The organism is Mesorhizobium sp. M0195 (assembly GCF_040322115.1).
GTDB lineage: Bacteria > Pseudomonadota > Alphaproteobacteria > Rhizobiales > Rhizobiaceae > Mesorhizobium.
The window spans coordinates 25001-47875 of sequence record NZ_JAMYSV010000004.1 but is presented as its reverse complement, the minus strand read 5'-3'; the positions used below and the strand labels follow the sequence as shown (position 1 = coordinate 47875).

Sequence of the window (22875 nt, the reverse complement as noted above, 5' to 3'; positions counted from 1 at the left end):
AAGGCCCGATGTTCTACCAAGGCAGCTGCCACTGCGGCAAGGTCGCGTTCGAGGTCGAAGGCGAGCTGACCGGAGCCGTACGGTGCAATTGCTCGATCTGCTCGCGCAAGGGTGCACTGCTATGGGCAGTGCCGCATGGAAGCATGCGGGTGCTTGCCTGGGGCGATGATCTCGGCCGCTACAGCTTCGGCAACCATGTCATCGCCCACCGCTTCTGCCGCAGCTGCGGCATTCACCCCTTCGCCGAGGATGTCGGCGAAGGGAGCGGGCGAAGTGCCTATATCAATATTCATTGTATCGAGGCGTTGGACGTCGCCGCCGTGCCGGTCTTCGACTTCGACGGCCGTTCCGTTTGATGCATGTCGCGCAAAACTGTGCAGCGGTTTTGCGATAACGACATGCATAAAAACAAGAATCTAAGGCGCATCGCGTGAGGCCGATCGAGTGCGATGCGCTTTAGGCCTTGGGATCGTCGATCGGCTTGGGGCCAAGGAAGAACGCCGCCAGTGCCGCAAGCAATGTCGCCGCCGCGCAATAGGCGAAGGCGCTGGCAACGCCGGCATTGTCGACCAGCAGGCCGCCGAAGACGGCGCCCAACGCGATGGCGACCTGGAACGTCATAACCATGAGCCCGCCGGCGCTTTCGGCCTGATCGGGGGCGGCCCGCACCAGCCAGGTCTGCAGTCCGACTGGGACGGCGCCGAACGCAAAGCCCCAGCTAGCCACTGCTATTGCCACCACGGGTGAGCCTCCGACGACCAGCAGCAAGAGCGCCGAAAACGCGATCAGCAGAGGCGCCAGGCTGACGGCTGCCTTGAGGCTGCGTTCGGCAATGAAGCCGCCGGCAAAATTGCCGAAGAAGCCACCAATGCCGTAGGCGAGCAGCACAAGCGAGATCGTCTCGATGTCCAGCGCGGGCACCTTCTCGAGAAACGGGCGGACATAGGTGAAGCCGGCAAAATGTCCCGAGGCGACCAGCAGCACCACCAGCAGTGCCACCCTGATCATCGGCCGCTTCATCACCTCCAGCAGCGTGCGAAAACCTGCCGTACCTGCAGGCGGCAGCTTCGGAATGGTAGCCACCTGCACCAGCAGCGCCAGCGCACCGACCACGGCGGCGATCATGAACGCCGTCCGCCAGCCCCAGATGTCGCCGACATAGGCGCCGACCGGAGCCGCGCAGACCGTCGCCACCGAAACGCCGGTGAGAATGATCGACATGGCGCGCGGCATCAGCCGCATCGGAACGAGCCGCATCGCCATGGCTGCCGACATCGACCAGAAGCCGCCAAGACTGATCCCGAGCATGATGCGGGCAATCAGAAGAACGGGAAGCGAGGACGCAAACGCGGCCACCAGGTTTGACAGCACAAGCAGCACCGTCAGCGCCCACATGACCAGCCTGCGGTCCAGCCGCTTGGTGACAATAGCCATGGTCGGCGCCGCAATCGCGCCAATGACGGCGGTGGCCGTTACCGCCTGCCCGGCGGCGCCTTCGGTGATGCCGAGATCCTGCGCAAGCGGCGTCAGCAGGCTGGCAGGCAGAAATTCCGCGGTCACCAGGCCAAAGACTCCGAGCGCCAGGGAGACCACCGCCCCCCATGCGGGCTCGGATCGTTCGCCGGTTTCCGATGGGTCGAGAACGGCGTCCATGACGCCTGTCGCGGGTTCGGTCATGAGGGATCTCCGATCTGGTTGCAGCGCAGCATCTGGCTGCAGTGCAACATAGGGAGTGACTGTCTGGAGTTTCCATGCTAGAAACACCATTATGCTTGACCGTTCGTCCAAAATCCCCGTCACCGGTGATCCGCTGACAGACATATTGCGCGGATTGCGCCTCGAAGGCGTCGATTACGGCCGTTGCGAGATGAAGGAACCCTGGGGCATCCATTTTCCGGCTCAGGCGGCGGCACGGTTTCATTTCATCGGCCGCAAAGGCTGCTGGTTGCTGCAGCCGTCCGGCGAATGGGTGGAACTGAAGGCGGGCGACGCGGTATTGTTGCCGCGCGGCTCAGCCCACACGCTGGCAAGTGAGCCGGGCACCGAGGCGGCGCCGATCCACGGCTATGAGGTCGAGGAAATCTGCAAGAATGTCTATTGCATGTCGAATGACGGCGTGCCCGGCTGCCGTCCGGGGACCTTGCTGTTTTTCGGCAGCATGTATTTCAATCTCGATGGCTTGCACCCCTTGCTCGGCATGATGCCGGACGTGATGCGCGCGCATGAGTTGGAAGCCTATGAGCCAGGCATCCCGCATTTGCTGGAGGCGATGGCTCGCGAGGTGACGATGGAGCGCGTCGGCTCCGGCGGCATCCTGGCGCGGCTGGCCGATGTGCTCGCCGCGACCGTCATCCGCTCATGGGTCGAGCGCGGCTGCGGCGACTCTTCCGGATGGATCGCGGCGGTGAGGGACCGCGAGATCGGCCGAGTGCTGGCCGCGATCCATCTGGAACCGAGCCGCGACTGGACGGTAGACGCTCTGGCAAAGATGATGGGCTCCTCACGATCAGGTTTCGCCGAGCGCTTCGCAACCATTGTCGGCGAAACACCGGCAAAGTACGTCACGCAGGTGCGGATGCACCAGGCGAGGCAATGGCTGGTCCGCGACCGGCTCAAGATTTCCGTCGTCGCGGCTCGTCTCGGCTACGAATCCGACGCCTCCTTCAGCCGCGCCTTCAAACGGGTCATCGGATCGCCGCCCAGCCATTTCCGGGCCGAGGAACAGGCGCAGAACCGCTAGGCCAGCTAAACGTTGGCCGGCTTATTGCTCGGTTTATTGCTCGGTGATGCAGGCCGAGCCGGCACTGCTCTTGCAATATTTGCCGGAGGCCCCGCACCTGCCATCCGAGACTTCGACGACGGTGCCGCTCAACAACAGTTTGCAGTCGCTGGTGGACAGATTGACCGTGCCGTTGAGGCCCTTGATCTTCTTGGCGTCGACCTTCGCACCGGCGACGACTTTCTTGGCTGCCTGAGCCTCGCCCAGATGCGCCGCCAACAATCCCATACCGGCGACAAGCAGGATCATCGCAAAACTGCGGAACAGATTTCCCATAGCCAACCCTCCATTTCGGGCCTCCAAAATTGGGCTTGCAAAGCCCGTTTGGGACCAAAGGATCAGCCTATTCGACAAATCGGAGCATCCGCATCCCCCGCACGGGGGATGACGGGAAGACTCGAGCATTTCGCACCAAATGGAGTCACGTAGCGTCGCACAAATGCGGCTAAAACACATAGATAGAGCGGGATACACGGTTCGTGTTGAACGCATCCCGCTCCAGCTGCAGTAAAGAGGCTTGTACTTAGCCGGCGTGACGCAGGCTTATTCCGCTGCCCTTGTCGAACAGCACCACCTTGTCCGGATTCCAGGCAAAGCGCACCGGCTGCTCTATCTGGACGTCGGTCCTGGCCGGCACGGTGGCGCGCAGCATGGCGTCGCCGACCCGCAGCGTCAGGATCTTCTCGACGCCATGGTTCTCGACATCGTGGACCCGCGCCTCGACCGGCGCGCCGGTCTCGAGATAGACGTCTTCGGGACGAATACCGAAGACGAGCGGGCGACCGTCGGTCGCCCCGCCCGTCTTGGCACCCCCGCAAGTCTTGGCACCCCCCGCAAACGGGAATTCGAATTTGAGCGGCGCCATCACCGCACGTCCGTTGACGAGCTTGCCGTCGATGAGGTTCATCGGCGGCGAGCCGACGAAGCTTGCCACGTAGGTGTCGCGCGGATTGTTGTAGATCTCGTACGGCGTGCCGGTCTGGACGATGCGGCCATGGTTGAGCACGCCGACCTTGTCACCCATCGACATCGCCTCGATCTGATCGTGCGTCACGAACAGGAAGGTGGCGCCAAGCTGCATCTGCAGGTTCTTCAATTCGGTGCGCAGCGCCTCGCGCAATTTGGCGTCGAGCGCCGACAACGGCTCGTCCATCAGGAATACCCGCGGCTTGCGCACGATGGCGCGGCCGATCGAGACGCGCTGCATCTCGCCGCCTGAAAGCCTGTCGGTCTTGCGGTCGAGCAGATGCTCGATGCGCAGCGTCCTGGCCGCGCGGTCGACACGATCCTTGATCTCGGCATCGGGCAGCCGGCGGATCTTCGGCTTCAGCGGAAATTCGAGGTTCTGGCGCACCGTATAGCGCGGATAGAGCGAATATTGCTGCAGCACCAGCGCCACGTCGCGCTCGGCCGCGCCCCAGTCGGCGACATCGACGCCATCGATGAAGACCTGGCCTTCGCTCGGTTTTTCCAGGCCGGCAATCATGCGCAGCGTCGTCGTCTTGCCGGCGCCGGTCTCGCCAAGCAGGACGAAGAACTCGCCATCGGCGATGTCGAGATCGAGCCCGGTCAAGGCGGTGTGATTAACGAACTTCTTTGAGATGTTCTTGAGCTGGATGTGGGCCATCAGAGTCTCACTCCCAGCGATTTGCCGCTCGCCGTGTCGAAGAAATGCGCCTGGCTGGGATCTATTCTGACGAAGACCCTTTCGCCGGGGCCGCTGATGAAGCCGCTCTTGGTGCGCGCACGCAGCATCTTGGAGCCGACCTTGAGGTCGACGATGTCGAAGGACCCGAGCGGCTCGACGATCTGCGTCTCCACCGGCAGGAACCCCTCGGCGGCTTCGCGGCGGACGAGGACGCCTTCCGGCCGTATGCCGAGCGCGAGTTGGCTGCCGGCATGGCCGTTGAGCTTCGACAGCAAGGCGCGCGGGAATTCGAAGCCAGCGGCCGCATCGCCGACCGTGACCGAGGCCGATGAGGGTTTCTCGGTCACCGAAGCGTCGGCGACGTTCATCACGGGGCTGCCGACAAATTGCGCGACGAAAAGATTCGCCGGATGCGAATAGACCTCGTCCGGCGAGCCGACCTGCTGCAGTACACCTTCATGCATGATGACGATGCGGTCGGCGAGGCTCATCGCCTCGATCTGGTCGTGGGTGACATAGATGCTGGTCGAACCCTGCTTGATGTGCAGCCGCTTGATCTCGGCCCGCATCTCCTCGCGCAGCTTGGCATCGAGCGCCCCGATCGGCTCGTCCATCAGCATCGCCTTCGGCCGCCGCACCAAGGCCCGGCCGATCGCCACGCGCTGCATGTCGCCGCCGGACAGCGCCGACGGTTTCTTGGCGAGGAGATCGCTGATCTGCAGGGTTTTGGCGACCGAGCGCACCTCGTTGTCGATCTCGGCCTTGCTCTTGCGCGTCGCTCTCAGCGGAAAGGCGATGTTCTCGTAAACGCTCATATGCGGATAGAGCGAAAACGATTGGAAGACCATGGCGATGTCGCGGTCGGCGGCCTTGAGGTGCTGGACCGGCTTGCCGTCGATGAGGATGTCGCCGCCGTCGATCGTCTCCAGTCCGGCAACGGCCCTGAGTGTCGTCGTCTTGCCGCAGCCCGACTGGCCGAGCAGCACGATGAACTCGTTATCGTCGATCTTCAGGTTGAGGTCCTTGATGACCTGGACGGCGCCGAAATATTTCTGGACGCCGCGAAGCTCGATCTGGGTCAATGCTGTGCCCCCGGATTTGCCCCTTGCCCGGTGCCGGCCTTCTCCTCCGGCGCGATCTTGGAGGTGATGTTGAAGCCGACCAGGCCCATCAGGATGATGGTCACGCCGTAGCTGTGCAGCAGCATGTTCCACGGCTGGCAGAGCGCGATGATACCGAGCACCATCAGCACCTGGCTGCCCGGTTCGAGATATTTCTGGTTGATGTCGCGAAAGCTCATTTGCGGATCGCTCCGAAGGACATGCCGCGCAACAGGTGGTTGCGGAGCAGGAAGGTGAAGATCGCGACCGGCAGCAGGAACAGGAAGGTTCCGGCGGCGATCACCGTCCAGTCCGGCAGGCCGGAACCGACCTGGCTGGGGATGAAGGGCGGTGCCGTCTGGGCACGGCGGCTGGTCATGATCAGTGCGAAGGCATATTCGTTCCACGCCGTGATGAAGCAGAACACGGCGGTGGCGGCGATGCCGGTGGCGGCCTCGGGCAGCACGATCTTGAAGAAGGCCTCCATGCGCGTGTAGCCGTCGACGAGCGCCGCCTCTTCATACTCCTTCGGGATTTCGTCCATGAAGCCCTTCATCAGCCAGACCGAGAAGGACAAGTTGAAGGCGGTGTAGAGAATGATCAGGCCGACATGGGAATCGTTGAGCCCTACCGCCCGGTACATCAGGAACATTGGGATGGCGACGACCACCGGCGGCAGCATGCGCGTCGACAGGATGAAGAAGAGCAGATCCGCCTCTCCCTTCACCTTGAAGCGCGAGAAGCCATAGGCGGTGAAGGTGCCCATGCCGACGGCCAGGACGGTCGAGGTTATGGCGACGATCAGCGAGTTCATGAAACGGCTCGGATAGCCCGACCACTGCACCTGGCCCTTGCCGTCGCGCACGATCTTTTCGCCGCCATTGAAGACGACGCGCTCCCACCACGGCGCAGCCGCGTACTCCTCCGGCGACGGCGGGCTGCGCAGCTGCGAACGCTTGGTGAACAACTTGACGAAGGGCGATATCTCCGGCTGGAAAACCACCGTCGGCGGAATGGTGGTGGCGAGGTTGCGCGGCTTGAAAGCCGTCGAGGCGATCCAGTAGATCGGCGCCAGGAAGATGATCGTCACCAGCAGGACAGCGACGATGGCGACCCGGTTGAAGGTGATTTCGGAAGAAGTGCGGACTGCGGCCATCTCAGCGCTCCTTCACCTTGTTGAGGTATTTGACATAGATGTTGGTGATCGCCAGCACCATGATCAGCACGATGTAGGCGAGCGCGCAGGAACGCCCGGTCTGCCATTCCTGAAACGCCATCTTATAGAGCCGGATCGAGATCAGCTCGGCCGTCGGCTGGCTGGTGAGAATGTAGGCGAGGTCGAAGGTCTTGAACGCCTCCATGGTGCGGAAGATGACCGCGATCATCAGGATCGGCGCAACCAGCGGCAGCGTTATGCGGAAGAAGGTGTAGAACGGCCCGGCCCTGTCGATCGCGGCTGCCTCGTAGAGATGCTTGGGCACAGCCGACAGGCCGGCCAGCGACAACAGCATGACAAAGGGCGACCACATCCAGATGTCGGTCAGCGCGACCGCATAGAGCGCCATTTTCGGATTCGACAGCCATTCGAAGGTGCCGAGGCCCAGCGCATAATTGATGATGCCGAAGGACGGATCGTAGAGCAGCTTCCAGAACAGGCCGACGACGGCCATCGACAGCATCATCGGCAACAACAGAAGCGTCGTCAGCAGGCCCTTGAGCGGAATGTCGCGGTTGAGCAGCATGGCCACGCCGAAGCCGACGAGCAGCTGGCCGGCGACCGAGATGATGACGTATTTCGCGGTGATGGCGAAGTTGGACCAGACATAGGGATCGCTGAGCAGGTCGCGATAGTTTTGCAGCCCGACGAAATTCGCCGCCGCGCTGGTCGAGGCGCGGAAATCGGTGAACGAATAGCCCAGCGAATAGATCAGCGGGAAGATGTTGAAGACGATCAGAAACAGGATCGTCGGGATGATGAAGAGATTGCGGATCGAAATGTCGCTTAGACCGCGAGCGGCGGCCCGCGAGGACCTGTCCAGCGTGGTGATCATTGTGGTCGCCAAGACCCTGCTCCCAGTTCAGAAATCAGAAAGATTTCAAAAATCAGAAAAAGAAACGGAGGAGGCACGAACGCCCCCTCCGTGAAACTTCATGCTTATTGGCCGCGGCCATATTTCTTGAAGGTCGCGTTCCAGTCGGCTGCCAGTGCGTCCAGCGTCTCCTTGGCGGTGCCTTCGCCGCCGATCATGTAGGGATAGATGCGCTGGTTGAGCTGCTGCAGCAGTTCGGCATATTCCGGAACCGCCCAGAAGTCCTTGACCTTGAACATGGTCTCGTAGAACGCCTTGTTATAGGGCGTGGCGTTCTGGAATTCGGGCGATTTGAGCACGGCGGCACTGCAGGTGTAGCCGCCAAGCGCTGCCCATTTCTTCTGGGTCTCGTCCTTGATGAACCATTCCAGGAACTTCGTCGCCTCTTCCTGCTTCTGCGAGTAGGAAACGATGGAGATGCCCTGACCGCCGAGTGCGGCGAACTGGTCGCCGCCAGGTCCGGCTGGATTGGCGAAGAAGCCGGTGTTCTTGGCGTTCGGGTTCGACGCCTCGTTGATCAACGAGGGGAAGAACGCGAAGTAGTTCATGCTCATCGCGGCCAGGTTTTCAGTGATCGCCTGGTTGTCCTCGACGAAGAACGACTTGGCCCAGCCCGGAGGCGTGAACTTGTAGAGTTCCTTGTAGGCGTCGAGCGCCGCGATCGCCTTGTCGGAGTTGATGAAGCCATCGACCTTGTAGGTCTTATAGTCACCCAGCTCGCCGCCAAAGGAGAACAGCGCGTTTTCGAAGCCCATCGCCATCGCGTCATAAGAATTGTCGGTGTAGATGGCGATGCCGTATTTTTTCTGGTCCGGCCGGTAGAAGAATTCGGCGATGTCGCGTAGCGCCTTGAAATCCTTCGGCACGTCGAGATCGTAGCCATACTTGGCCTTGAAGGCTTCCTTTTCCTTGGGGTCTTCGAACCAGTCCTTGCGATAGGACCAGCCGACGGCGTCGCCTTCGAGCGGAATGGCCCAGTACTTGCTGCTGCCGCCCGGATATTCGGCATAGTATTTCACCGTGGCCGGTGCCATCACTTCACCGACCTTGTGCTTGTTGAAGAAGTCGGTCAGGTCGACATAGTGGCCACCGGTCGAGCCGGCACCAAGCCATTGCGAGTCGCCGACGACCATATCGTAGGCGTCGCCATGGGCGTTGAACTCGGTGAAGGCCTTGGTCTGGAAGTCGGGCCACGGTGTGGTTTCCACCGTGATCTTGACGCCGGTCTCCTTCTCGTACTCGTTGCCGAGTTCCTGCAGGTAATTGGCCGGATCCCATTCCGCCCAGAAGATTGTAAGTTCCTTTTCCTGCGCGTAGACGGACGTTCCGCAGGCGAGCACTAGGCCGATACCAGCAAGCAAGCTGGTCATTGTCTTGCGCATAATGATTTCCTCCCTTGTGCGCATTCTACCGCGTCATGCGAGCCGGCGGCGAGGCCGGCCCTGGTAGTCCTCCCGTGACGGCACCGTTCCGGTTTTTGAGCCTCCTCGCTCGACCGAAACGGATCTCAGCCTTCACCTTTGATCCGCTTTATTTGTCCTGATCTGGTATTACCAATTTAAGAGGAACGTCAAGCCCTTTCTTGGACGGTGGCGGACACGCAGACAAGTTGGCTTCTGCGATATCTGCCTGTTTTCCCTGAATTTTCCTACTCCTTGATACATGAATGCCTTACTTGGGCCGCTGCATCGCTAGTAGCATGAATAGCCAGGTTGAAAATCTGGTCGAACCAGATTGGCGTCATCTCACGGCGGTCGTCGGCGCGATCCCATCTCCTTCAATCATCGATTCGGTCATAGCCGCGCGCACAAGAGCGCCGGCCGCCCATTGCGCAACCGACATCATACTGCGGCTATCCAATCCCCATATATCCTTTAAAACGATCAGCACCTCAACACCGAAGATCAATGACAGCGCCTGCGCGAGCCGCTTGAATTCGCGCGGCGGCAACCGGCCTTTGAGTGGCGCGATCGCATCTTTCAAAAGATCGACGCGATGGCCGCGCGTGAAGGCAGGTTCGCCGTCAAGCGTGCCTGCCTGTCGCTGCGCCCACTGGTCGAGCGACAGTTTCAGCGCCGCCTTGAACGTCGCTTCGAAGACCTCGATGCGCGGCATGGCGGTCTCGAACAGCTCGGCGACCCGGCGCTCGGGATCGGCAGAGCTCGATTTCCACGTAAGGATCGGCCCAAGCCCCTCATCGACCACCGCCTGCACCAACGCCGCTTGGCTCGGAAAATACCGATAGGCGGTGGCGCGCGAGACCTCCGCTGCCTCCGCCACCTCGCTGACGGAGGGCGTGGCGCCCGCCTGCATCAGCTTTGTCGCCGTCTCAAGCATGAGACGCCTGGTGCGCGCGCGGGCCCCGCGCTCTACTTGGGGGTTCGGCCCTTGGCTGGCATCGTCGTCCATTGCCGCTTGTTGACGTGAGACATTCATGTCAATACGATACGCGTGTCTCAAAAAATTGCAATGGCCCTTCGCGCCGTCGAACGGCCGGGCAAAAAGGGGCGGCAGCGCCGAGCACGCCCAAGACCGGGGAAACGCGATGAAGCGCATCTATGTGGTGGGCACCGCCGACACCAAGGGCGAGGAACTCGCATTTCTGGCCGATGCGGTCGCGGCTACCGGCGCTTCGATTGCCCGTGTCGACATCGGAACACGCGGCGCGACCGTGCCGGTCGATGTTTCGGCAGACGAGGTCGCCAGCCACCATTCCGAGGGTCGCAATGCCGTGCTCGGCGTCGACGATCGCGGCACCGCTGTGGCGGCAATGGCTGCCGCCTTTGCCCGGTTTGTTCAATCGCGCAGCGACATTGCCGGGATTGTCGGTATCGGCGGCGGTGGCGGCACCTCGATCATCACCGCAGGCATGCGCACGCTGCCGCTCGGCCTGCCCAAGATCATGGTTTCGACCTTGGCTTCCGGCGACACCGGACCTTATGTCGACATCTCCGACATCATCATGATGCCGTCGGTGACCGACATGGCCGGCCTCAACCGGCTTTCCCGTGTCGTGCTGCACAATGCCGCCCAGGCGATATCAGGCATGGCGGCAAAGCCGGCGCCGCCGGCCGACGGCAGACCCTCGATAGGCCTGACCATGTTCGGCGTCACCACGCCATGCGTGACCGCGATCGCCGATGAGCTTCGTTCGACCTATGACTGCATGGTCTTTCATGCCACCGGAACCGGCGGCCGCACCATGGAAAAATTGGCCGACAGCGGCCTGTTGTCCGGCGTCATCGACATCACAACAACCGAAGTCTGCGACTTGCTGCTTGGCGGCGTGCTGCCGGCGACCGAAGATCGCTTTGGTGCCATCGCCCGCACCGGGCTGCCTTATGTCGGCTCGGTGGGCGCGCTCGACATGGTCAATTTCTGGGCGTCGCCGACAATTCCGGAACGCTATCGCGGCCGGCTGTTCTATGAGCACAATCCAAACGTCACACTGATGCGCACCACTGCCGACGAAAGCAGAACGATCGGCGAATGGATCGGTACAAGGCTGAGCCTCTGCCCGGGTCCGGTTCGTTTCCTCATTCCGGAGAAAGGCGTGTCGGCGCTCGACATCGAAGGCGGCGCCTTCTTCGACCCTGAAGCCGATGCCGCATTGTTCGAGGCGATCGAGCGTACCATCAAACCCGCCAAAACGCGGTGCGTGCTGCGCCTGCCGCTGCACATCAACGATCCGGAATTCGCCTGGGCCGCCACAACGGCCTTCCTCGACATCGCCAGACAGTGAGACACCAAGACATGGCCGCCATACCGCGCAAGAAAATCCTGGAGAAATTCCGCATGATGATTGCGGATGGCGTGCCGATCGTCGGCGGCGGTGCCGGCACCGGCCTGTCGGCCAAGGCCGAGGAAGCCGGCGGCATCGACCTGATCATCATCTACAATTCCGGCCGCTACCGCATGGCCGGGCGCGGCTCGGCCGCCGGCCTGCTCGCCTATGGCAACGCCAACGAGATCGTCAAGGAGATGGCCTACGAAGTGCTGCCGGTGGTGAAGAAGACGCCGGTGCTGGCCGGCGTCAACGGCACCGATCCCTTCGTCATCATGCCGCTGCTTTTGGCCGAGTTGAAGACGATGGGCTTTTCCGGCGTGCAGAATTTTCCGACCATCGGCCTGTTCGACGGCCAGATGCGGCGGAGTTTTGAAGAAACCGGCATGGGCTTCGGGCTCGAGATCGACATGATCGCCGAGGCTCACAGACTCGACCTGTTGACCACGCCCTATGTCTTCAACCCAGACGAGGCGCGCGCCATGACAACAGCCGGCGCCGACATCGTCGTCGCCCATATGGGGGTGACCACTGGCGGCTCGATCGGCGCGACGGCGGCTAAATCGCTGGACGACTGTGTCAGCGAGATCGACGCCATCGCCAAAGCGGCACGCTCAGTGCGCGAGGATATAATCCTGCTTTGCCATGGCGGGCCGATCTCGATGCCGGACGACGCCAGATATATTCTCGAGCGCTGCAAGGGCCTGCACGGGTTCTATGGCGCCAGTTCGATGGAGCGGCTGCCGGCGGAAGCCTCGATCGCCAGGCAGACGGCGGATTTCAAGGCCGTCACATTCGGCGCCGCATAGAGACTAGCAAAAGAAGGTGGGACGATGACCGACAGCAGCAAGGTGTTCGTATATCCAAAAGACGTCAGTGCCTTCGGCTTCGACTGGGGCAGGCTGTCGCTGACGGTCGCTCCCGAAGTGAACGGCGCAAAGCGATTTTCCGGTGGTGTCGTCGACCTCCCGTCGGGCAAGGGCCATACGCGTCATAACCATCCGGGTTCGGAGGAGATCATCTTTGTCATCTCAGGCGATGGCGAGCAAATGGTCGAGGACGAGAAAGGCAACCCGGTCGTCGAGAAAGTCGGCCCCGGCTGCACCATCTATGTGCCGGAAAGCCGCTTCCACTCGACGCTCAATACCGGCGATGGGCCGATGCAGCTTTTCGTCGTCTATTCGCCGGCCGGGCCGGAACTGGCGTTGCGGGAGTTGCCGGATTTCAGGTTGATCCCGCCGGGCGGGGATAGAAGCGCCTAACCCCCGCCCGCGTTCCAGCCCCGGCCCCGATCGCCGAACATAACGTACCCTGTGTCGGTGACCGCCACCGTGTCCTCCAGCTTGATGAAGCCGCGCGTCGGGTGGAGCATGGTCGTCTCGACCGAAAGCACCATGTTCTTCTCCAGCGGCTTTGCGGCATAGGTGCCTTCATAGGTCACCGGATGGTTGGTCATCAGGAACGGCGCTTCATGCGTGATCAGCCCCATGCCATGCGCGAAGAAATCGGTGTAGGGCGCTACCTTCGACTTCTTCAGCACGCCTTCGGCATGAGAAATCATGTCACCACCAAGCGTGCCCGCCTTGACCTTGGAGAAGGCCGCCTGCTGCACTGTCTCGATCTCGGCCAGCAGATCTTCGAGTTCGGCGTCAGGCTCGCCCAGCACGCCCATGCGGCAAAGGTCGCCGATATAGCCGTGGTAGTTGCCGCCGGAATCGATCGACATTACCTCGCCCCTTTTCCACGCCTGCGGCGAGGCGGCCCGGTTGTGGCTGGAGCCTAGCGTCAACAGGCAATATTCGAAATGCGCGCCGCGATTGGTCTCCTCGCGCCTGAGCTGTTCGATGATCTCGCTCTTGGTCGTGCCTTCGCGTGCCCAGCCAATGGTCGCCAGCATGGAATCGGTGATCAGCTCGGAGGCGATGCGCAGCTTCTCCAACTCGGCCTCGGTTTTGATTGCCCGCATGCGCTCCAGCATATCAGTCGCATCGATCAGCTTGGCATTCGGCAGCGCGTCGCGGATTAGCATATAGGCGTCGGACGGCAGGAAGGCGGGCTCGATGCCGATGCGGGCATTGCCCTTGCCGATCTTTCGCAAATGCTCGACCGCCAGGTTGGCGGCATCGAGCGTGCCCCAGCAGGCGGCATGCAGTGTCGGCGTCCAGAATGGATGGTTCTGGTGCTCGCCGCCTTCCATGCGGTTGCCGATATAGGCGGCATGCTCCGGCCCACCCTTCTCATAGACGACGACAGGCAGATAACGGCTGTGGCCGATCGCATCCATGGCGGCGAAGAAGATGAACTTGTAGCCACCAAGCAGATATTGCGTGTTGTGCTTGGAGGTGGCGAGCAGCACGTCGATGCCGGCCTCCTCCATCAGCCCGTCCACCCTGGCCTGGTCGAACGGCACGCTGCCGACGGCATTCTTGCCTGGGGCAATGTTCATGTCTCTCTCCCTGAAATCCTTAGCTGGCCGCTCGCCGGCACCGGCTTTTCCGGCTCTGAACCTCGGCTATGCTTAAATCTGCATCATTTTGCCCGATCTGGTCCAGCCAGAACGGGCGAACCGGCCCAAAGCTGGTCCACCTGCTGCACTTTACTCCAGTCTGGGTCCTGCCAGAACCGCGCATCGAACCGTTTCTGTACAACTGGTCCAACGGACGGAAATTTCAAAGCCACGTGAGGATGCGCCAATTCCGTCTTTGGCGAAACCCCGCACAAGGCCCATAATCAGCCGTGCAGGATGCTTACGAGCGTCCGAGGGGTACGGCGGACCCGGCCGGGTCCGCGGAGAGGACGGAGTTCGATCATGCCAGAGTTCACCATTTCCAGACGTACGATGCTTGCGGGTTCGGCATTGCTGCTGGCCTCCACCGCCATGCCGACGATCGGCTCGGCGCAGACGCCGAAAAAGGGCGGACGACTGGTCGTCGCCGCTGATTCCGAGCCGCGCAATCTCAATCCGGCGATCGTCGCCTCGAACGGCGTCTTCTTCATTTCGAGCAAGATCGTAGAAACCTTGGCTGAGGCCTCCTTTGACGGCAAGGACGGGCTCGATCCGCGCCTGGCGCTCAGCTGGGAAGGTGCCGCCGACGGCCTGTCGGTGACGTTCAAGCTGCGTGAGAGCGTCAAATGGCATGACGGTAAACCCTTCACCTCCGCCGATGTCGCGTTCTCGGCGCTGCATATCTGGAAGCCGCTGCAGAATCTCGGCCGCACCGTGTTCAAGGATCTGGAGGCGGTCGACACGCCGGACGAAGCCACCGCCGTGTTCAAATTCGCCAAGCCGACACCGTTCCAGCTGATCCGCAACGCCTTGCCGGCGCTGAGCAGCGTGGTGCCCAAGCACATTTACGAGACCGGAAAGATCGAGGACAACCCGGCCAACAACGCCCCGGTCGGCTCCGGTCCGTTCAAATTCGCCGAATACAAACCCGGCGAATATTACCGGCTGGAGAAGAACACGGATTATTGGGGCAAGGACGAGCTCTATCTCGACGAGATCATCTATCAGGTGCTGCCGGACCGCACAGCAGCGGCCAGCGCGCTCGAGGCCGAAGAGATCCAGCTCGCCGCCTTCTCCGCCGTGCCCCTCGCCGATCTCGACCGCATATCCAAAGTGCCCAGCCTCAAGGTGATCACCAAGGGTTATGAAGGGCTGACCTACCAGCTCGTCGTCGAGATCAACCATCGCCGCAAGGAGCTGGCCGACCTGAAAGTGCGCCAGGCGATCGCTCACGCCATCGACAAGGATTTCGTCGTCAAGACGGTGTTTCTCGGCTATGCCGCCACCGCCACTGGCCCGGTGCCGAAAAACGACCCGCAATTCTACACCGCCGACGTGCCGACGTACGCCTTCGACGTCGCCAAGGCCAACACCTTGCTGGACGAGGCCGGCTACAGCCGAGGCGATGACGGCAAGCGTTTTTCACTGAAACTGCTGCCGGCGCCCTATTTCAACGAGACCAAGCAGTTCGGCGACTATCTGCGCCAGGCGCTCGCCGCCATCGGCATCGACGCTCAGCTGGTCAACAACGACTCGGCCGCGCATATCAAGGCTGTTTACACCGACCACGCCTTCGACCTTGCGGTCGGGCCGCCGGTGTTCCGCGGCGATCCTGCGATCTCGACCACCATCCTGGTGCAGAGCGGCATTCCAGACGGCGTGCCCTTCTCCAACCAGGGCGGCTACAAGAACGCCGAACTCGATGCCCTGATCGCCAAGGCATCGGAGACGCTCGACACCGCCGCCCGCACCGAACTCTACAAGGAGTTCCAGAGAAAAGTTGCCGCCGACCTGCCACTGATCAACGTCGCCGAATGGAGTTTCATCAGCGTCGCACGTGATACGGTCAGGAACATCGCCAACAACCCGCGCTGGGCGGTATCGAACTGGGCGGACACTTGGCTGAAGGGGTAAGGAAGTCTCTCCAGACTTGCGCCCCGCTTGTGTGGGTGCTCAGCTTCAACGATGAGAGCTTTTTCGCGCCCCCCTCTGTCCTGCCGGACATCTCCCCCACAAGGCGGGAGATCGGCTGTCATTGTCGCTTTCGCCAATCTCCAGCGTTGCAAGACGGCCGGCAACGCCGAAGCTGCCAATCTCCCTCCTTGTGGGGGAGATGTCCGGCAGGACAGAGGGGGCGCCGTAGAGCGCGGCACCGAAGACTTGGCTCTCCTATCGGCGTTACGCCATGACCCGCGCTGTCATCCTGCTTCGCCGCCGTCTCGTCGGCAGCATCTTCGTGCTGCTGATTGTCGTCATCGGCACCTTCCTGTTACTCGAAGCCGCTCCCGGCGACGCGGTCGATGCCTACATCGTCTCGACCGGCGGCGACGCCGGCATGATCGAGCTGTTGCGTCACCGCTGGGGTCTCGACCAGACGGAGCTGACGCGGCTCGCCAATTATCTTTGGGCGCTGCTGCATCTCGATCTCGGCCAATCGGTCACCTTTTCGCGGCCGATCCGCGACGTCATCCTCGAGCGCCTGCCCAACACGCTGCTGTTGATGGGCAGCGCCACCGCGCTCTCCTTCGGTCTCGGCTCGGCGCTCGGCATCTATGCCGGCGCCAGGCCCGGCAGTTTTCGCGATCGCTTTCTGTCCGTCGGTTCGCTGGCGCTCTATGCCGTGCCGGGCTTCTGGCTTGGGCTGGTGCTGATCATCGTCTTTGCCGTCGACCTGCGATGGTTTCCGATCGGCGGCATCGAGAGTATCGCCTCGGCCCGGACCGGCCTCGATCGCGCCGCCGATATCGCCCGCCATCTCGTCCTGCCGGTTTCGGCGCTCGGCTTCATCTATCTCGCGCTCTATCTGCGCATGATGCGCGCCGGGATGGCCGAGGTCTGGCGACAGGATTTTGTGCTGGCCGCCCGCGCCAGGGGACTTTCCCGCCGCCGCATCGTGCTCGCTCACGTCGCCCGCAATGCGCTGTTGCCGCTGGTCACCATGCTTGGCCTGCAGTCCGCGCAGATGTTGGGCGGCAGCGTCGTTATCGAAAGCGTCTTTTCCGTGCCAGGCCTTGGCCGGCTGGCGCAGGAAGCGGTGGCGGCACGCGACACGCCGTTGCTGCTCGGCATCATTCTCATCAGCGCCGTCCTGGTCGTCATCATCAACCTTCTCGTCGACATCGCCTACGCCGTACTTGATCCGCGCGTCGGGGCCAGTGAGGCCGGCGCGTGAGCCCGCTTCGCCGCTTTCTTCGCACGCCGGAAGCGATCGCCGGCGCGGTCATCCTGACGGCGCTGTGTGCCGTGGCGCTTGCCGCACCTTTGTTCTTTCCGAGCGATCCGCAGGCCATTGCCGGGCCGGCATTGCTGTCGCCGTTCCAGGACTGGTCGCTGCCACTCGGTACCGACCGCCTCGGCCGTGACGTGCTGGCCGAGCTTTTCCACGGCGCCCGCACCTCGCTCGCGGTCGGCCTGGCAGCAGCAGCCACCGCGCTTGTCGTCGGCGCCGTAATCGGCACGTTGGCCGGTTTTGCCGGCGGCCTTGTCGACGAGGTGCTGATGCGCATCACCGACGCTTTCCAGACCGTCCCAGCCTTCCTGCTGGCTTTGGCTTTCGTCAGCATTGTCGGGCCGTCGCTCGGCGTCGTCGTCACTGCGATCGCGCTGGGCGCCTGGACCGGACCGGCACGCGTGACGCGGGCCGAAGTGCTGTCGATCCGCGAGCGCGATTTTGTTGCCGGCGCCCGCGTCATCGGCATGCATCCGCTGGAGATCGCCTTTCGCGAGGTGCTGCCCAACGCGCTGCCGCCGGTACTGGCCTTGTCGTCGGTGATCGTCGCCGCGGCTATTCTCACCGAAGCGGCATTGTCTTTTCTCGGCCTCGGCGACCCCAACCGCGTGACCTGGGGCGGCATGATCGCCGAAGGCCGCGCCGTGCTGCGCACCGCGCCCTTCCTCTCGATCGTTCCGGGAATAGCACTCGTGCTGACCGTGCTCGGCGTCTATCTCGCCGGCGAAGGCGTCGTCGAGACGACATCGGTGAGGAGGAGCCTGTCGTGACGGCGCTTGCTTCGATCCGCAATCTGACGGTGACCTATCGCCGCGACGGCGCCGAGGTGGCGGCGCTGAAACATATCAGCTTCGATGTCGCCGCCGGCGAGCGCCTCGCCATCATCGGCGAGAGCGGCTCGGGCAAGAGCACGTTGGCGCTGGCGATTGCTGGGCTGCTGCCGGCCAGTGCCAAGATCGGCGGAGCGATCGAGTGGCAGATGACGGAATTTCGATCGTCTCATTCGAAAGATCATCAATCTTTCCTTGTTCTCAATAGCCTTCCTCTCGGAGGCCGTGATATCGGCTTCGTTTTCCAGGACCCATCCGCCAGTCTCGATCCGGTCATGCCAATCGGCAAGCAGATCGCGGAAGTCGCGCGCACGCATCTCGGACTTGACTGGCGACACGCCTATGCCAGAGCAAAAGCCTTGCTCGAACGCGTCCGTCTGCCCGACCCCGATGCCGCTCTGCGCGCCTTTCCACATCAGCTCTCCGGCGGCCAGAAGCAGCGCGTGGCGATCGCCGCCGCGATCGCGGCCGGGCCGAAACTGCTGATCGCCGACGAGGCGACCAGTGCCCTGGACACCATCGTGCAGGCCGAAATCGTCGGGCTGATCCGGCGACTCGTGACCGAGGACGGCATGACGCTGCTGTTCATCAGCCACGACATCGGGCTGGCCGCTGAGCTTGGAGAGCGCATCGCCGTGTTCCGGCATGGCGAGCTGCTCGAGCTCGGTGCGACGGCGCAGGTGGTCAGTGCGCCGCGTCACGCGTACACAAGGGCGCTGCTCGACGCCAATCTCGGCCTAGACGCCGAGCCGCTGCTGCAGCGAACATGACCAGTCCGCTGCTCGCCGTTTCCGGCCTGACCAAACGATACAGTAGCGGCGGCAAGATCATCGCCGCGGCCGACGATGTTTCCTTCCACATCGAGTATGGCGAGACGCTGGCGCTGGCCGGACCTTCCGGCAGCGGCAAATCGACGATCGCTCGGCTCATACTGCGGCTCATCGAAGCCGATGCTGGCCGAATCGAATTTGAAGGCAGTGATTTCCTGTCGTTGAACGGCGCTGCGTTGCGCGACCGGCGCGCTCGTCTGCAGACGGTGTTTCAGGATCCGCTCGCCGCCTTGAACCCACGCGCCACGGTGGCACGTGTGCTCGACGACCCCTTGCGCATCCATCACATCGCCTCTCGCGCCGAACGCCCGCGCCGTATCGTCGCTCTGCTGGAACGCGTCGGCCTCAGCGCCGGTCTCGCCGGCCGCGCCATTCACGAAATCTCCGGCGGTCAGCGCCAGCGCGTTGCAATCGCCCGCGCCATCGCCACGAAACCGTCGCTGGTCGTGCTCGACGAGGCGGTGTCGGCGCTCGACGTTTCGGTGCGCGCGCAGATCCTGCGGCTGCTGCTCGACCTTCAACGCGAGGAGCGCATCGCCTATCTCTTCATTTCGCACGATCTCGGCGTCGTCCGTGCCATCGCCCACCGCATCGCCATTCTGGACGGCGGGCGGATTGCCGAGAGCGGCGATGCCCGCACCGTCATCGACGCGCCGCAATCCGCGATCGGCAAGGCGCTGGTGGCGGCAGCGCCAAGACTGTCGAGGATCGAACGGGACGCATCATGACCGACGCCGAAGCCCGAGCCGAAAAACTGTCACGCGAACTCGATTCCGCCTTCCGCAACCGTGCCGATCTCTATCGTCTGTTGCTCGACGAGCTAACCGCGGAAGTTGGCGCGGAAAAGGCTGAGGCGATCATGATCCGCACCATTGAACGGCGAGGCAGGGAGGTTGCGGCGGCGGCCTTCGCCGATTTCGGCCCCAACGACGCACCGGCGATCGGCGAGGCGTTCCTGGCCGTCAGCCCGGATGGCGGTCGCATGTATCCGACCGACGTCGAACGCGGTCCGGACCGCATTGCCTTCAAGGTCAGGCGCTGCCCGCTGAAGGACGCCTGGGTCGAAGCCGGCGTCGACGACGAGAAACTCGCCACGCTCTGCCGCATCGCCGGCGCCTTCGATCGCGGCCTGTTCGAGGCTACCGGGGTACGCTTCGACAATGTCACCTGGACACCGGGCCACGGTTTCGGCTGCTGCCACATCGCTTTGACCAACCGGGATGCCGGTTAGAGCTACAACTCGAGCCATGTCGGCGAAGACGTAGAGTTCCGTTCCGTTGGGCAGCACAGAGCCAACAAAAACTCCCAGCGGCGTAAGGCCACGGCAATCAAATCAATCCGAGACTTGTCGGAATTGCGGCATCCTTGTTCGTCTTCCGTAGGGAGTTCCTGGAGGTGAATTATGAGCGAATTGCCGGTGGTCAAAACGAGACGCAAAGGCAAGACCCTTATGCAGAGCATGCTGATCCCAACCGAGAAAATGGTCGCTGACGAGCTCCGGGCTGCACGACCTGGCCACTTATCGGACCTTGCAGAGTTGCGACGTAAGCTCGCGGCAAAATACGGAGCAGACGCCTGCTGCCGGTGACCGTGCGGCGGCATTTGGTGCATATCAGTCAAGACGGCAGCGCGCCCTTTTGGCGCGTCGTAAATCCCGATCGGCCATTCGCCCGACGTATGAGAGGTGGATCGGAGCACATACGCGAGAAATTGGCCGCGGCATGCTAAGTGTCCCGTCGCCGCACTTCAGCGCATACGAAAACGGCCCGCACAAGGCGGGCCGTTTTCGAATTTTGGTTGCGGGGACAGGATTTGAACCTGTGACCTTCAGGTTATGAGCCTGACGAGCTACCGGGCTGCTCCACCCCGCGTCAACCCTAAAGGTAAGCCTTGGCTCACCGAATTCAAGCTTCCGCCAAATGAAAGGGCCGCTTGCGCGGCCCGGAGTCCCGTTGGCGGGCCTGTTCGTAAGGAGAAGATTAAACAACGTGCGCTTGGCAGACCTGGCAGCGACCTACTCTCCCGCGTCTTGAGACGAAGTACCATCAGCGCTGGAGCGTTTCACGGCCGAGTTCGGAATGGGATCGGGTGCAGCCGCTCCGCCATAACCACCAGGTCGGCAAAACGCACGTTGCTCGAGAAGCTGTTTTCTGTGCCATCCATCTCGGCGCAATCCAGGGATTGTCGCCAAAAATGGGCATTAGGAATGAGAACGATCAAGCCGATCGAACTATTAGTACCGGTAAGCTTCAAGCGTTGCCGCTCTTCCACACCCGGCCTATCAACGTGGTCGTCTTCCACGGTTCTCAGGGAATACTCGTTTTAAGGTGGGTTTCCCGCTTAGATGCCTTCAGCGGTTATCCCGTCCGGATATAGCTACCCTGCTATGCGGCTGGCGCCACAACAGGTCCACCAGAGATCCGTCCATCCCGGTCCTCTCGTACTAGGGACAGATCCTTTCAATATTCCTACACCCACGGCAGATAGGGACCGAACTGTCTCACGACGTTCTGAACCCAACTCACGTACCGCTTTAAATGGCGAACAGCCATACCCTTGGGACCTGCTCCAGCCCCAGGATGCGATGAGTCGACATCGAGGTGCCAAACAACCCCGTCGATATGGACTCTTGGGGGTCATCAGCCTGTTATCCCCGGCGTACCTTTTATCCGTTGAGCGATGGCCCTTCCACGCGGGACCACCGGATCACTATGACCGACTTTCGTCTCTGCTCGACTTGTCAGTCTCGCAGTCAGGCAGGCTTATGCCATTGCACTCAGCGAACGATTTCCGACCGTTCTGAGCCCACCATCGCGCGCCTCCGTTACTCTTTAGGAGGCGACCGCCCCAGTCAAACTACCCACCATACATTGTCCCGGACCCGGATAACGGGCCGCGGTTAGACATCCATAGTGATAAGGGTGGTATTTCAAGGGTGGCTCCACCTGAGCTGGCGCCCAGGTTTCAAAGCCTACCACCTATCCTACACATGCCACTACGAATGCCAATGTAAAGCTATAGTAAAGGTGCACGGGGTCTTTCCGTCTAACCGCAGGAACCCCGCATCTTCACGGGGAATTCAATTTCACTGAGTCTATGCTGGAGACAGCGGGGAAGTCGTTACGCCATTCGTGCAGGTCGGAACTTACCCGACAAGGAATTTCGCTACCTTAGGACCGTTATAGTTACGGCCGCCGTTTACTGGGGCTTCGATTCAGAGCTTGCACCCCTCCTCTTAACCTTCCAGCACCGGGCAGGCGTCAGACCCTATACGTCGTCTTGCGACTTCGCAGAGCCCTGTGTTTTTGATAAACAGTCGCTACCCCCTGGTCTGTGCCACCCTCCCATGCTTGCGCATGAAAGGGTCACGCTTCTTCCGAAGTTACGCGTGCAATTTGCCGAGTTCCTTCAGCATAGTTCTCTCAAGCGCCTTGGTATACTCTACCAGTCCACCAGTGTCGGTTTCGGGTACGGTCTATAAGGAGGAGCTATTTCCTGGAACCACGCAGCAGCCCTTTCAATCCGATAAGATTGGACTACCTCAATGATCCGTCACTTCCTCCAGGCCCACGAATATTAACGTGGTTCCCATCGTCTACGCATTTCTGCCTCGACTTAGGGGCCGGCTAACCCTGCTCAGATTAGCTTTAAGCAGGAACCCTTGGACTTTCGGCGGGGGAGTCTCTCACTCCCCTTACGTTACTCATGTCAGCATTCGCACTTCTGATACCTCCACCATCCCTCACGGGTATGGCTTCATCAGCTTACAGAACGCTCCGCTACCGCTTGCATTGCTGCAAACCCTAAGCTTCGGTGTATGGCTTTAGCCCCGTTACATTTTCGGCGCAAAGACCCTTATTTAGACCAGTGAGCTGTTACGCTTTCTTTAAATGATGGCTGCTTCTAAGCCAACATCCTGGTTGTTTTGGGATCCTCACATCCTTTCCCACTTAGCCATAACTTGGGGACCTTAGCTGTAGGTCAGGGTTGTTTCCCTTTTCACGACGGACGTTAGCACCCGCCGTGTGTCTGCCGACTATTACTCCCAGGTATTCGGAGTTTGGTTAGGTTTGGTAATC

21 protein-coding genes, 1 tRNA gene and 2 rRNA genes (1 of these 24 running past the window's edge) are annotated in these 22875 nt (G+C 61.7%); 11 read left to right on the top strand and 13 right to left on the bottom strand.

Annotation, left to right across the window (positions count from 1 at the left end; translation table 11 throughout):
* Positions 1-8 precede the first annotated feature (8 nt).
* Entirely contained in the window at positions 9-356 is a 348-nt protein-coding gene (locus NKJ12_RS10725; protein WP_352702614.1) for a GFA family protein, read from the top strand.
* Positions 357-456: 100 nt separating this feature from the next.
* On the opposite strand, the gene NKJ12_RS10720 is transcribed toward NKJ12_RS10725, so the two are convergent.
* Positions 457-1677: an MFS transporter gene (locus NKJ12_RS10720; protein WP_352702612.1), complete on the bottom strand. Its 1221-nt coding sequence runs from the start codon at positions 1675-1677 to the stop codon at positions 457-459.
* A gap of 91 nt (positions 1678-1768) precedes the next feature.
* On the opposite strand from NKJ12_RS10720, the gene NKJ12_RS10715 reads away from it, so the two are divergent.
* Positions 1769-2740: an AraC family transcriptional regulator gene (locus NKJ12_RS10715; RefSeq protein WP_352702609.1), complete on the top strand. Its 972-nt coding sequence runs from the start codon at positions 1769-1771 to the stop codon at positions 2738-2740.
* A gap of 33 nt (positions 2741-2773) precedes the next feature.
* Here the strand turns inward: NKJ12_RS10715 and NKJ12_RS10710 are convergent, their stop codons facing one another.
* The 8 genes from NKJ12_RS10710 to NKJ12_RS10675 all read right to left on the bottom strand — a co-directional run bounded on the left by NKJ12_RS10710 (position 2774) and on the right by NKJ12_RS10675 (position 10053).
* Entirely contained in the window at positions 2774-3055 is a 282-nt protein-coding gene (locus NKJ12_RS10710) for a hypothetical protein (RefSeq protein WP_352702608.1), read from the bottom strand.
* A 247-nt stretch (positions 3056-3302) separates the two neighbouring features.
* Positions 3303-4406: an ABC transporter ATP-binding protein gene (locus NKJ12_RS10705; protein ID WP_352702605.1), complete on the bottom strand. Its 1104-nt coding sequence runs from the start codon at positions 4404-4406 to the stop codon at positions 3303-3305.
* Positions 4406-5509: an ABC transporter ATP-binding protein gene (locus NKJ12_RS10700; RefSeq protein WP_352702603.1), complete on the bottom strand. Its 1104-nt coding sequence runs from the start codon at positions 5507-5509 to the stop codon at positions 4406-4408. The genes NKJ12_RS10705 and NKJ12_RS10700 overlap by 1 nt, the downstream gene beginning before the upstream one ends.
* The gene (locus tag NKJ12_RS10695) at positions 5506-5727 is read right to left on the bottom strand and encodes a hypothetical protein (RefSeq protein WP_352702600.1); all 222 of its coding nucleotides are present in this window, start codon (positions 5725-5727) and stop codon (positions 5506-5508) included. The genes NKJ12_RS10700 and NKJ12_RS10695 overlap by 4 nt, the downstream gene beginning before the upstream one ends.
* Positions 5724-6683, bottom strand: coding sequence for a carbohydrate ABC transporter permease (locus NKJ12_RS10690; protein ID WP_352476335.1), 960 nt, complete (start codon positions 6681-6683; stop codon positions 5724-5726). Before NKJ12_RS10690 ends, NKJ12_RS10695 begins: the two co-directional genes overlap by 4 nt.
* 1 nt (position 6684) lies before the next feature.
* Positions 6685-7590, bottom strand: a complete 906-nt coding sequence (locus NKJ12_RS10685) for a carbohydrate ABC transporter permease (protein ID WP_254816733.1) — start codon at positions 7588-7590, stop codon at positions 6685-6687.
* A gap of 92 nt (positions 7591-7682) precedes the next feature.
* Entirely contained in the window at positions 7683-8999 is a 1317-nt protein-coding gene (locus tag NKJ12_RS10680) for an ABC transporter substrate-binding protein (protein WP_352448404.1), read from the bottom strand.
* A 358-nt stretch (positions 9000-9357) separates the two neighbouring features.
* Complete coding sequence (locus tag NKJ12_RS10675; protein ID WP_502901422.1) at positions 9358-10053, bottom strand: TetR/AcrR family transcriptional regulator; 696 nt, start codon at positions 10051-10053, stop codon at positions 9358-9360.
* 109 nt (positions 10054-10162) lie between these two features.
* Here NKJ12_RS10675 and NKJ12_RS10670 point away from each other — a divergent pair, with 109 nt between their 5' ends.
* From NKJ12_RS10670 to NKJ12_RS10660, 3 genes are read left to right on the top strand one after another with little or no spacing between them, the layout of a single operon-like run.
* Positions 10163-11359, top strand: a complete 1197-nt coding sequence (locus tag NKJ12_RS10670) for a Tm-1-like ATP-binding domain-containing protein (RefSeq protein ID WP_352702598.1) — start codon at positions 10163-10165, stop codon at positions 11357-11359.
* Positions 11360-11370: 11 nt separating this feature from the next.
* Positions 11371-12210, top strand: a complete 840-nt coding sequence (locus tag NKJ12_RS10665; RefSeq protein WP_352702596.1) for a phosphoenolpyruvate hydrolase family protein — start codon at positions 11371-11373, stop codon at positions 12208-12210.
* A gap of 24 nt (positions 12211-12234) precedes the next feature.
* Positions 12235-12663 carry a cupin domain-containing protein gene (locus NKJ12_RS10660; RefSeq protein WP_352702594.1) on the top strand — a complete coding sequence of 143 codons (429 nt, stop codon included), beginning with the start codon at positions 12235-12237 and terminating at the stop codon, positions 12661-12663.
* Here NKJ12_RS10660 and NKJ12_RS10655 read toward each other — a convergent pair.
* A complete protein-coding gene (locus NKJ12_RS10655) occupies positions 12660-13847 on the bottom strand; it encodes a M24 family metallopeptidase (RefSeq protein WP_352702592.1) in 1188 nt (395 codons plus the stop codon). The two genes, NKJ12_RS10660 and NKJ12_RS10655, sit on opposite strands and share 4 nt — an antisense overlap.
* Before the next feature lie 363 nt (positions 13848-14210).
* Between NKJ12_RS10655 and NKJ12_RS10650 the strand changes: the two genes are divergently transcribed.
* The 6 genes from NKJ12_RS10650 to NKJ12_RS10625 all read left to right on the top strand — a co-directional run bounded on the left by NKJ12_RS10650 (position 14211) and on the right by NKJ12_RS10625 (position 20027).
* Positions 14211-15821: an ABC transporter substrate-binding protein gene (locus NKJ12_RS10650; protein ID WP_352702590.1), complete on the top strand. Its 1611-nt coding sequence runs from the start codon at positions 14211-14213 to the stop codon at positions 15819-15821.
* A 271-nt stretch (positions 15822-16092) separates the two neighbouring features.
* Positions 16093-17079: an ABC transporter permease gene (locus NKJ12_RS10645; protein ID WP_352702588.1), complete on the top strand. Its 987-nt coding sequence runs from the start codon at positions 16093-16095 to the stop codon at positions 17077-17079.
* A complete protein-coding gene (locus NKJ12_RS10640) occupies positions 17076-17906 on the top strand; it encodes an ABC transporter permease (protein WP_352702585.1) in 831 nt (276 codons plus the stop codon). Before NKJ12_RS10645 ends, NKJ12_RS10640 begins: the two co-directional genes overlap by 4 nt.
* Entirely contained in the window at positions 17903-18736 is an 834-nt protein-coding gene (locus NKJ12_RS10635; protein WP_352702583.1) for an ABC transporter ATP-binding protein, read from the top strand. Before NKJ12_RS10640 ends, NKJ12_RS10635 begins: the two co-directional genes overlap by 4 nt.
* Complete coding sequence (locus NKJ12_RS10630; protein ID WP_352691525.1) at positions 18733-19524, top strand: ATP-binding cassette domain-containing protein; 792 nt, start codon at positions 18733-18735, stop codon at positions 19522-19524. Before NKJ12_RS10635 ends, NKJ12_RS10630 begins: the two co-directional genes overlap by 4 nt.
* Positions 19521-20027: an L-2-amino-thiazoline-4-carboxylic acid hydrolase gene (locus tag NKJ12_RS10625; RefSeq protein ID WP_352702580.1), complete on the top strand. Its 507-nt coding sequence runs from the start codon at positions 19521-19523 to the stop codon at positions 20025-20027. The genes NKJ12_RS10630 and NKJ12_RS10625 overlap by 4 nt, the downstream gene beginning before the upstream one ends.
* A gap of 563 nt (positions 20028-20590) precedes the next feature.
* Here NKJ12_RS10625 and NKJ12_RS10615 read toward each other — a convergent pair.
* From NKJ12_RS10615 to NKJ12_RS10605, 3 genes are all read right to left on the bottom strand, one after another.
* A tRNA-Met gene (locus tag NKJ12_RS10615) sits at positions 20591-20667 on the bottom strand.
* 130 nt (positions 20668-20797) lie between these two features.
* Positions 20798-20912, bottom strand: a 5S ribosomal RNA gene (gene rrf, locus NKJ12_RS10610).
* 96 nt (positions 20913-21008) lie between these two features.
* A 23S ribosomal RNA gene (locus tag NKJ12_RS10605) occupies positions 21009-22875 on the bottom strand (it continues 940 nt past the right edge of the window).

Bases quoted from the DNA above. Each gene is read 5' to 3' on its own strand.
- NKJ12_RS10665 (WP_352702596.1), top strand. From the start codon at position 11,371: ATGGCCGCCATACCGCGCAAGAAAATCCTGGAGAAATTCCGCATGATG.
- NKJ12_RS10690 (WP_352476335.1), bottom strand. From the start codon at position 6,683: ATGGCCGCAGTCCGCACTTCTTCCGAAATCACCTTCAACCGGGTCGCC.
- NKJ12_RS10715 (WP_352702609.1), top strand. From the start codon at position 1,769: ATGCTTGACCGTTCGTCCAAAATCCCCGTCACCGGTGATCCGCTGACA.
- NKJ12_RS10630 (WP_352691525.1), top strand. From the start codon at position 18,733: ATGACCAGTCCGCTGCTCGCCGTTTCCGGCCTGACCAAACGATACAGT.
- NKJ12_RS10655 (WP_352702592.1), bottom strand. From the start codon at position 13,847: ATGAACATTGCCCCAGGCAAGAATGCCGTCGGCAGCGTGCCGTTCGAC.
- NKJ12_RS10645 (WP_352702588.1), top strand. From the start codon at position 16,093: ATGACCCGCGCTGTCATCCTGCTTCGCCGCCGTCTCGTCGGCAGCATC.
- NKJ12_RS10705 (WP_352702605.1), bottom strand. From the start codon at position 4,406: ATGGCCCACATCCAGCTCAAGAACATCTCAAAGAAGTTCGTTAATCAC.
- NKJ12_RS10675 (WP_502901422.1), bottom strand. From the start codon at position 10,053: ATGAATGTCTCACGTCAACAAGCGGCAATGGACGACGATGCCAGCCAA.
- NKJ12_RS10660 (WP_352702594.1), top strand. From the start codon at position 12,235: ATGACCGACAGCAGCAAGGTGTTCGTATATCCAAAAGACGTCAGTGCC.
- NKJ12_RS10650 (WP_352702590.1), top strand. From the start codon at position 14,211: ATGCCAGAGTTCACCATTTCCAGACGTACGATGCTTGCGGGTTCGGCA.
- NKJ12_RS10720 (WP_352702612.1), bottom strand. From the start codon at position 1,677: ATGACCGAACCCGCGACAGGCGTCATGGACGCCGTTCTCGACCCATCG.
- NKJ12_RS10670 (WP_352702598.1), top strand. From the start codon at position 10,163: ATGAAGCGCATCTATGTGGTGGGCACCGCCGACACCAAGGGCGAGGAA.
- NKJ12_RS10680 (WP_352448404.1), bottom strand. From the start codon at position 8,999: ATGCGCAAGACAATGACCAGCTTGCTTGCTGGTATCGGCCTAGTGCTC.
- NKJ12_RS10625 (WP_352702580.1), top strand. From the start codon at position 19,521: ATGACCGACGCCGAAGCCCGAGCCGAAAAACTGTCACGCGAACTCGAT.
- NKJ12_RS10725 (WP_352702614.1), top strand. From the start codon at position 9: ATGTTCTACCAAGGCAGCTGCCACTGCGGCAAGGTCGCGTTCGAGGTC.
- NKJ12_RS10710 (WP_352702608.1), bottom strand. From the start codon at position 3,055: ATGGGAAATCTGTTCCGCAGTTTTGCGATGATCCTGCTTGTCGCCGGT.
- NKJ12_RS10695 (WP_352702600.1), bottom strand. From the start codon at position 5,727: ATGAGCTTTCGCGACATCAACCAGAAATATCTCGAACCGGGCAGCCAG.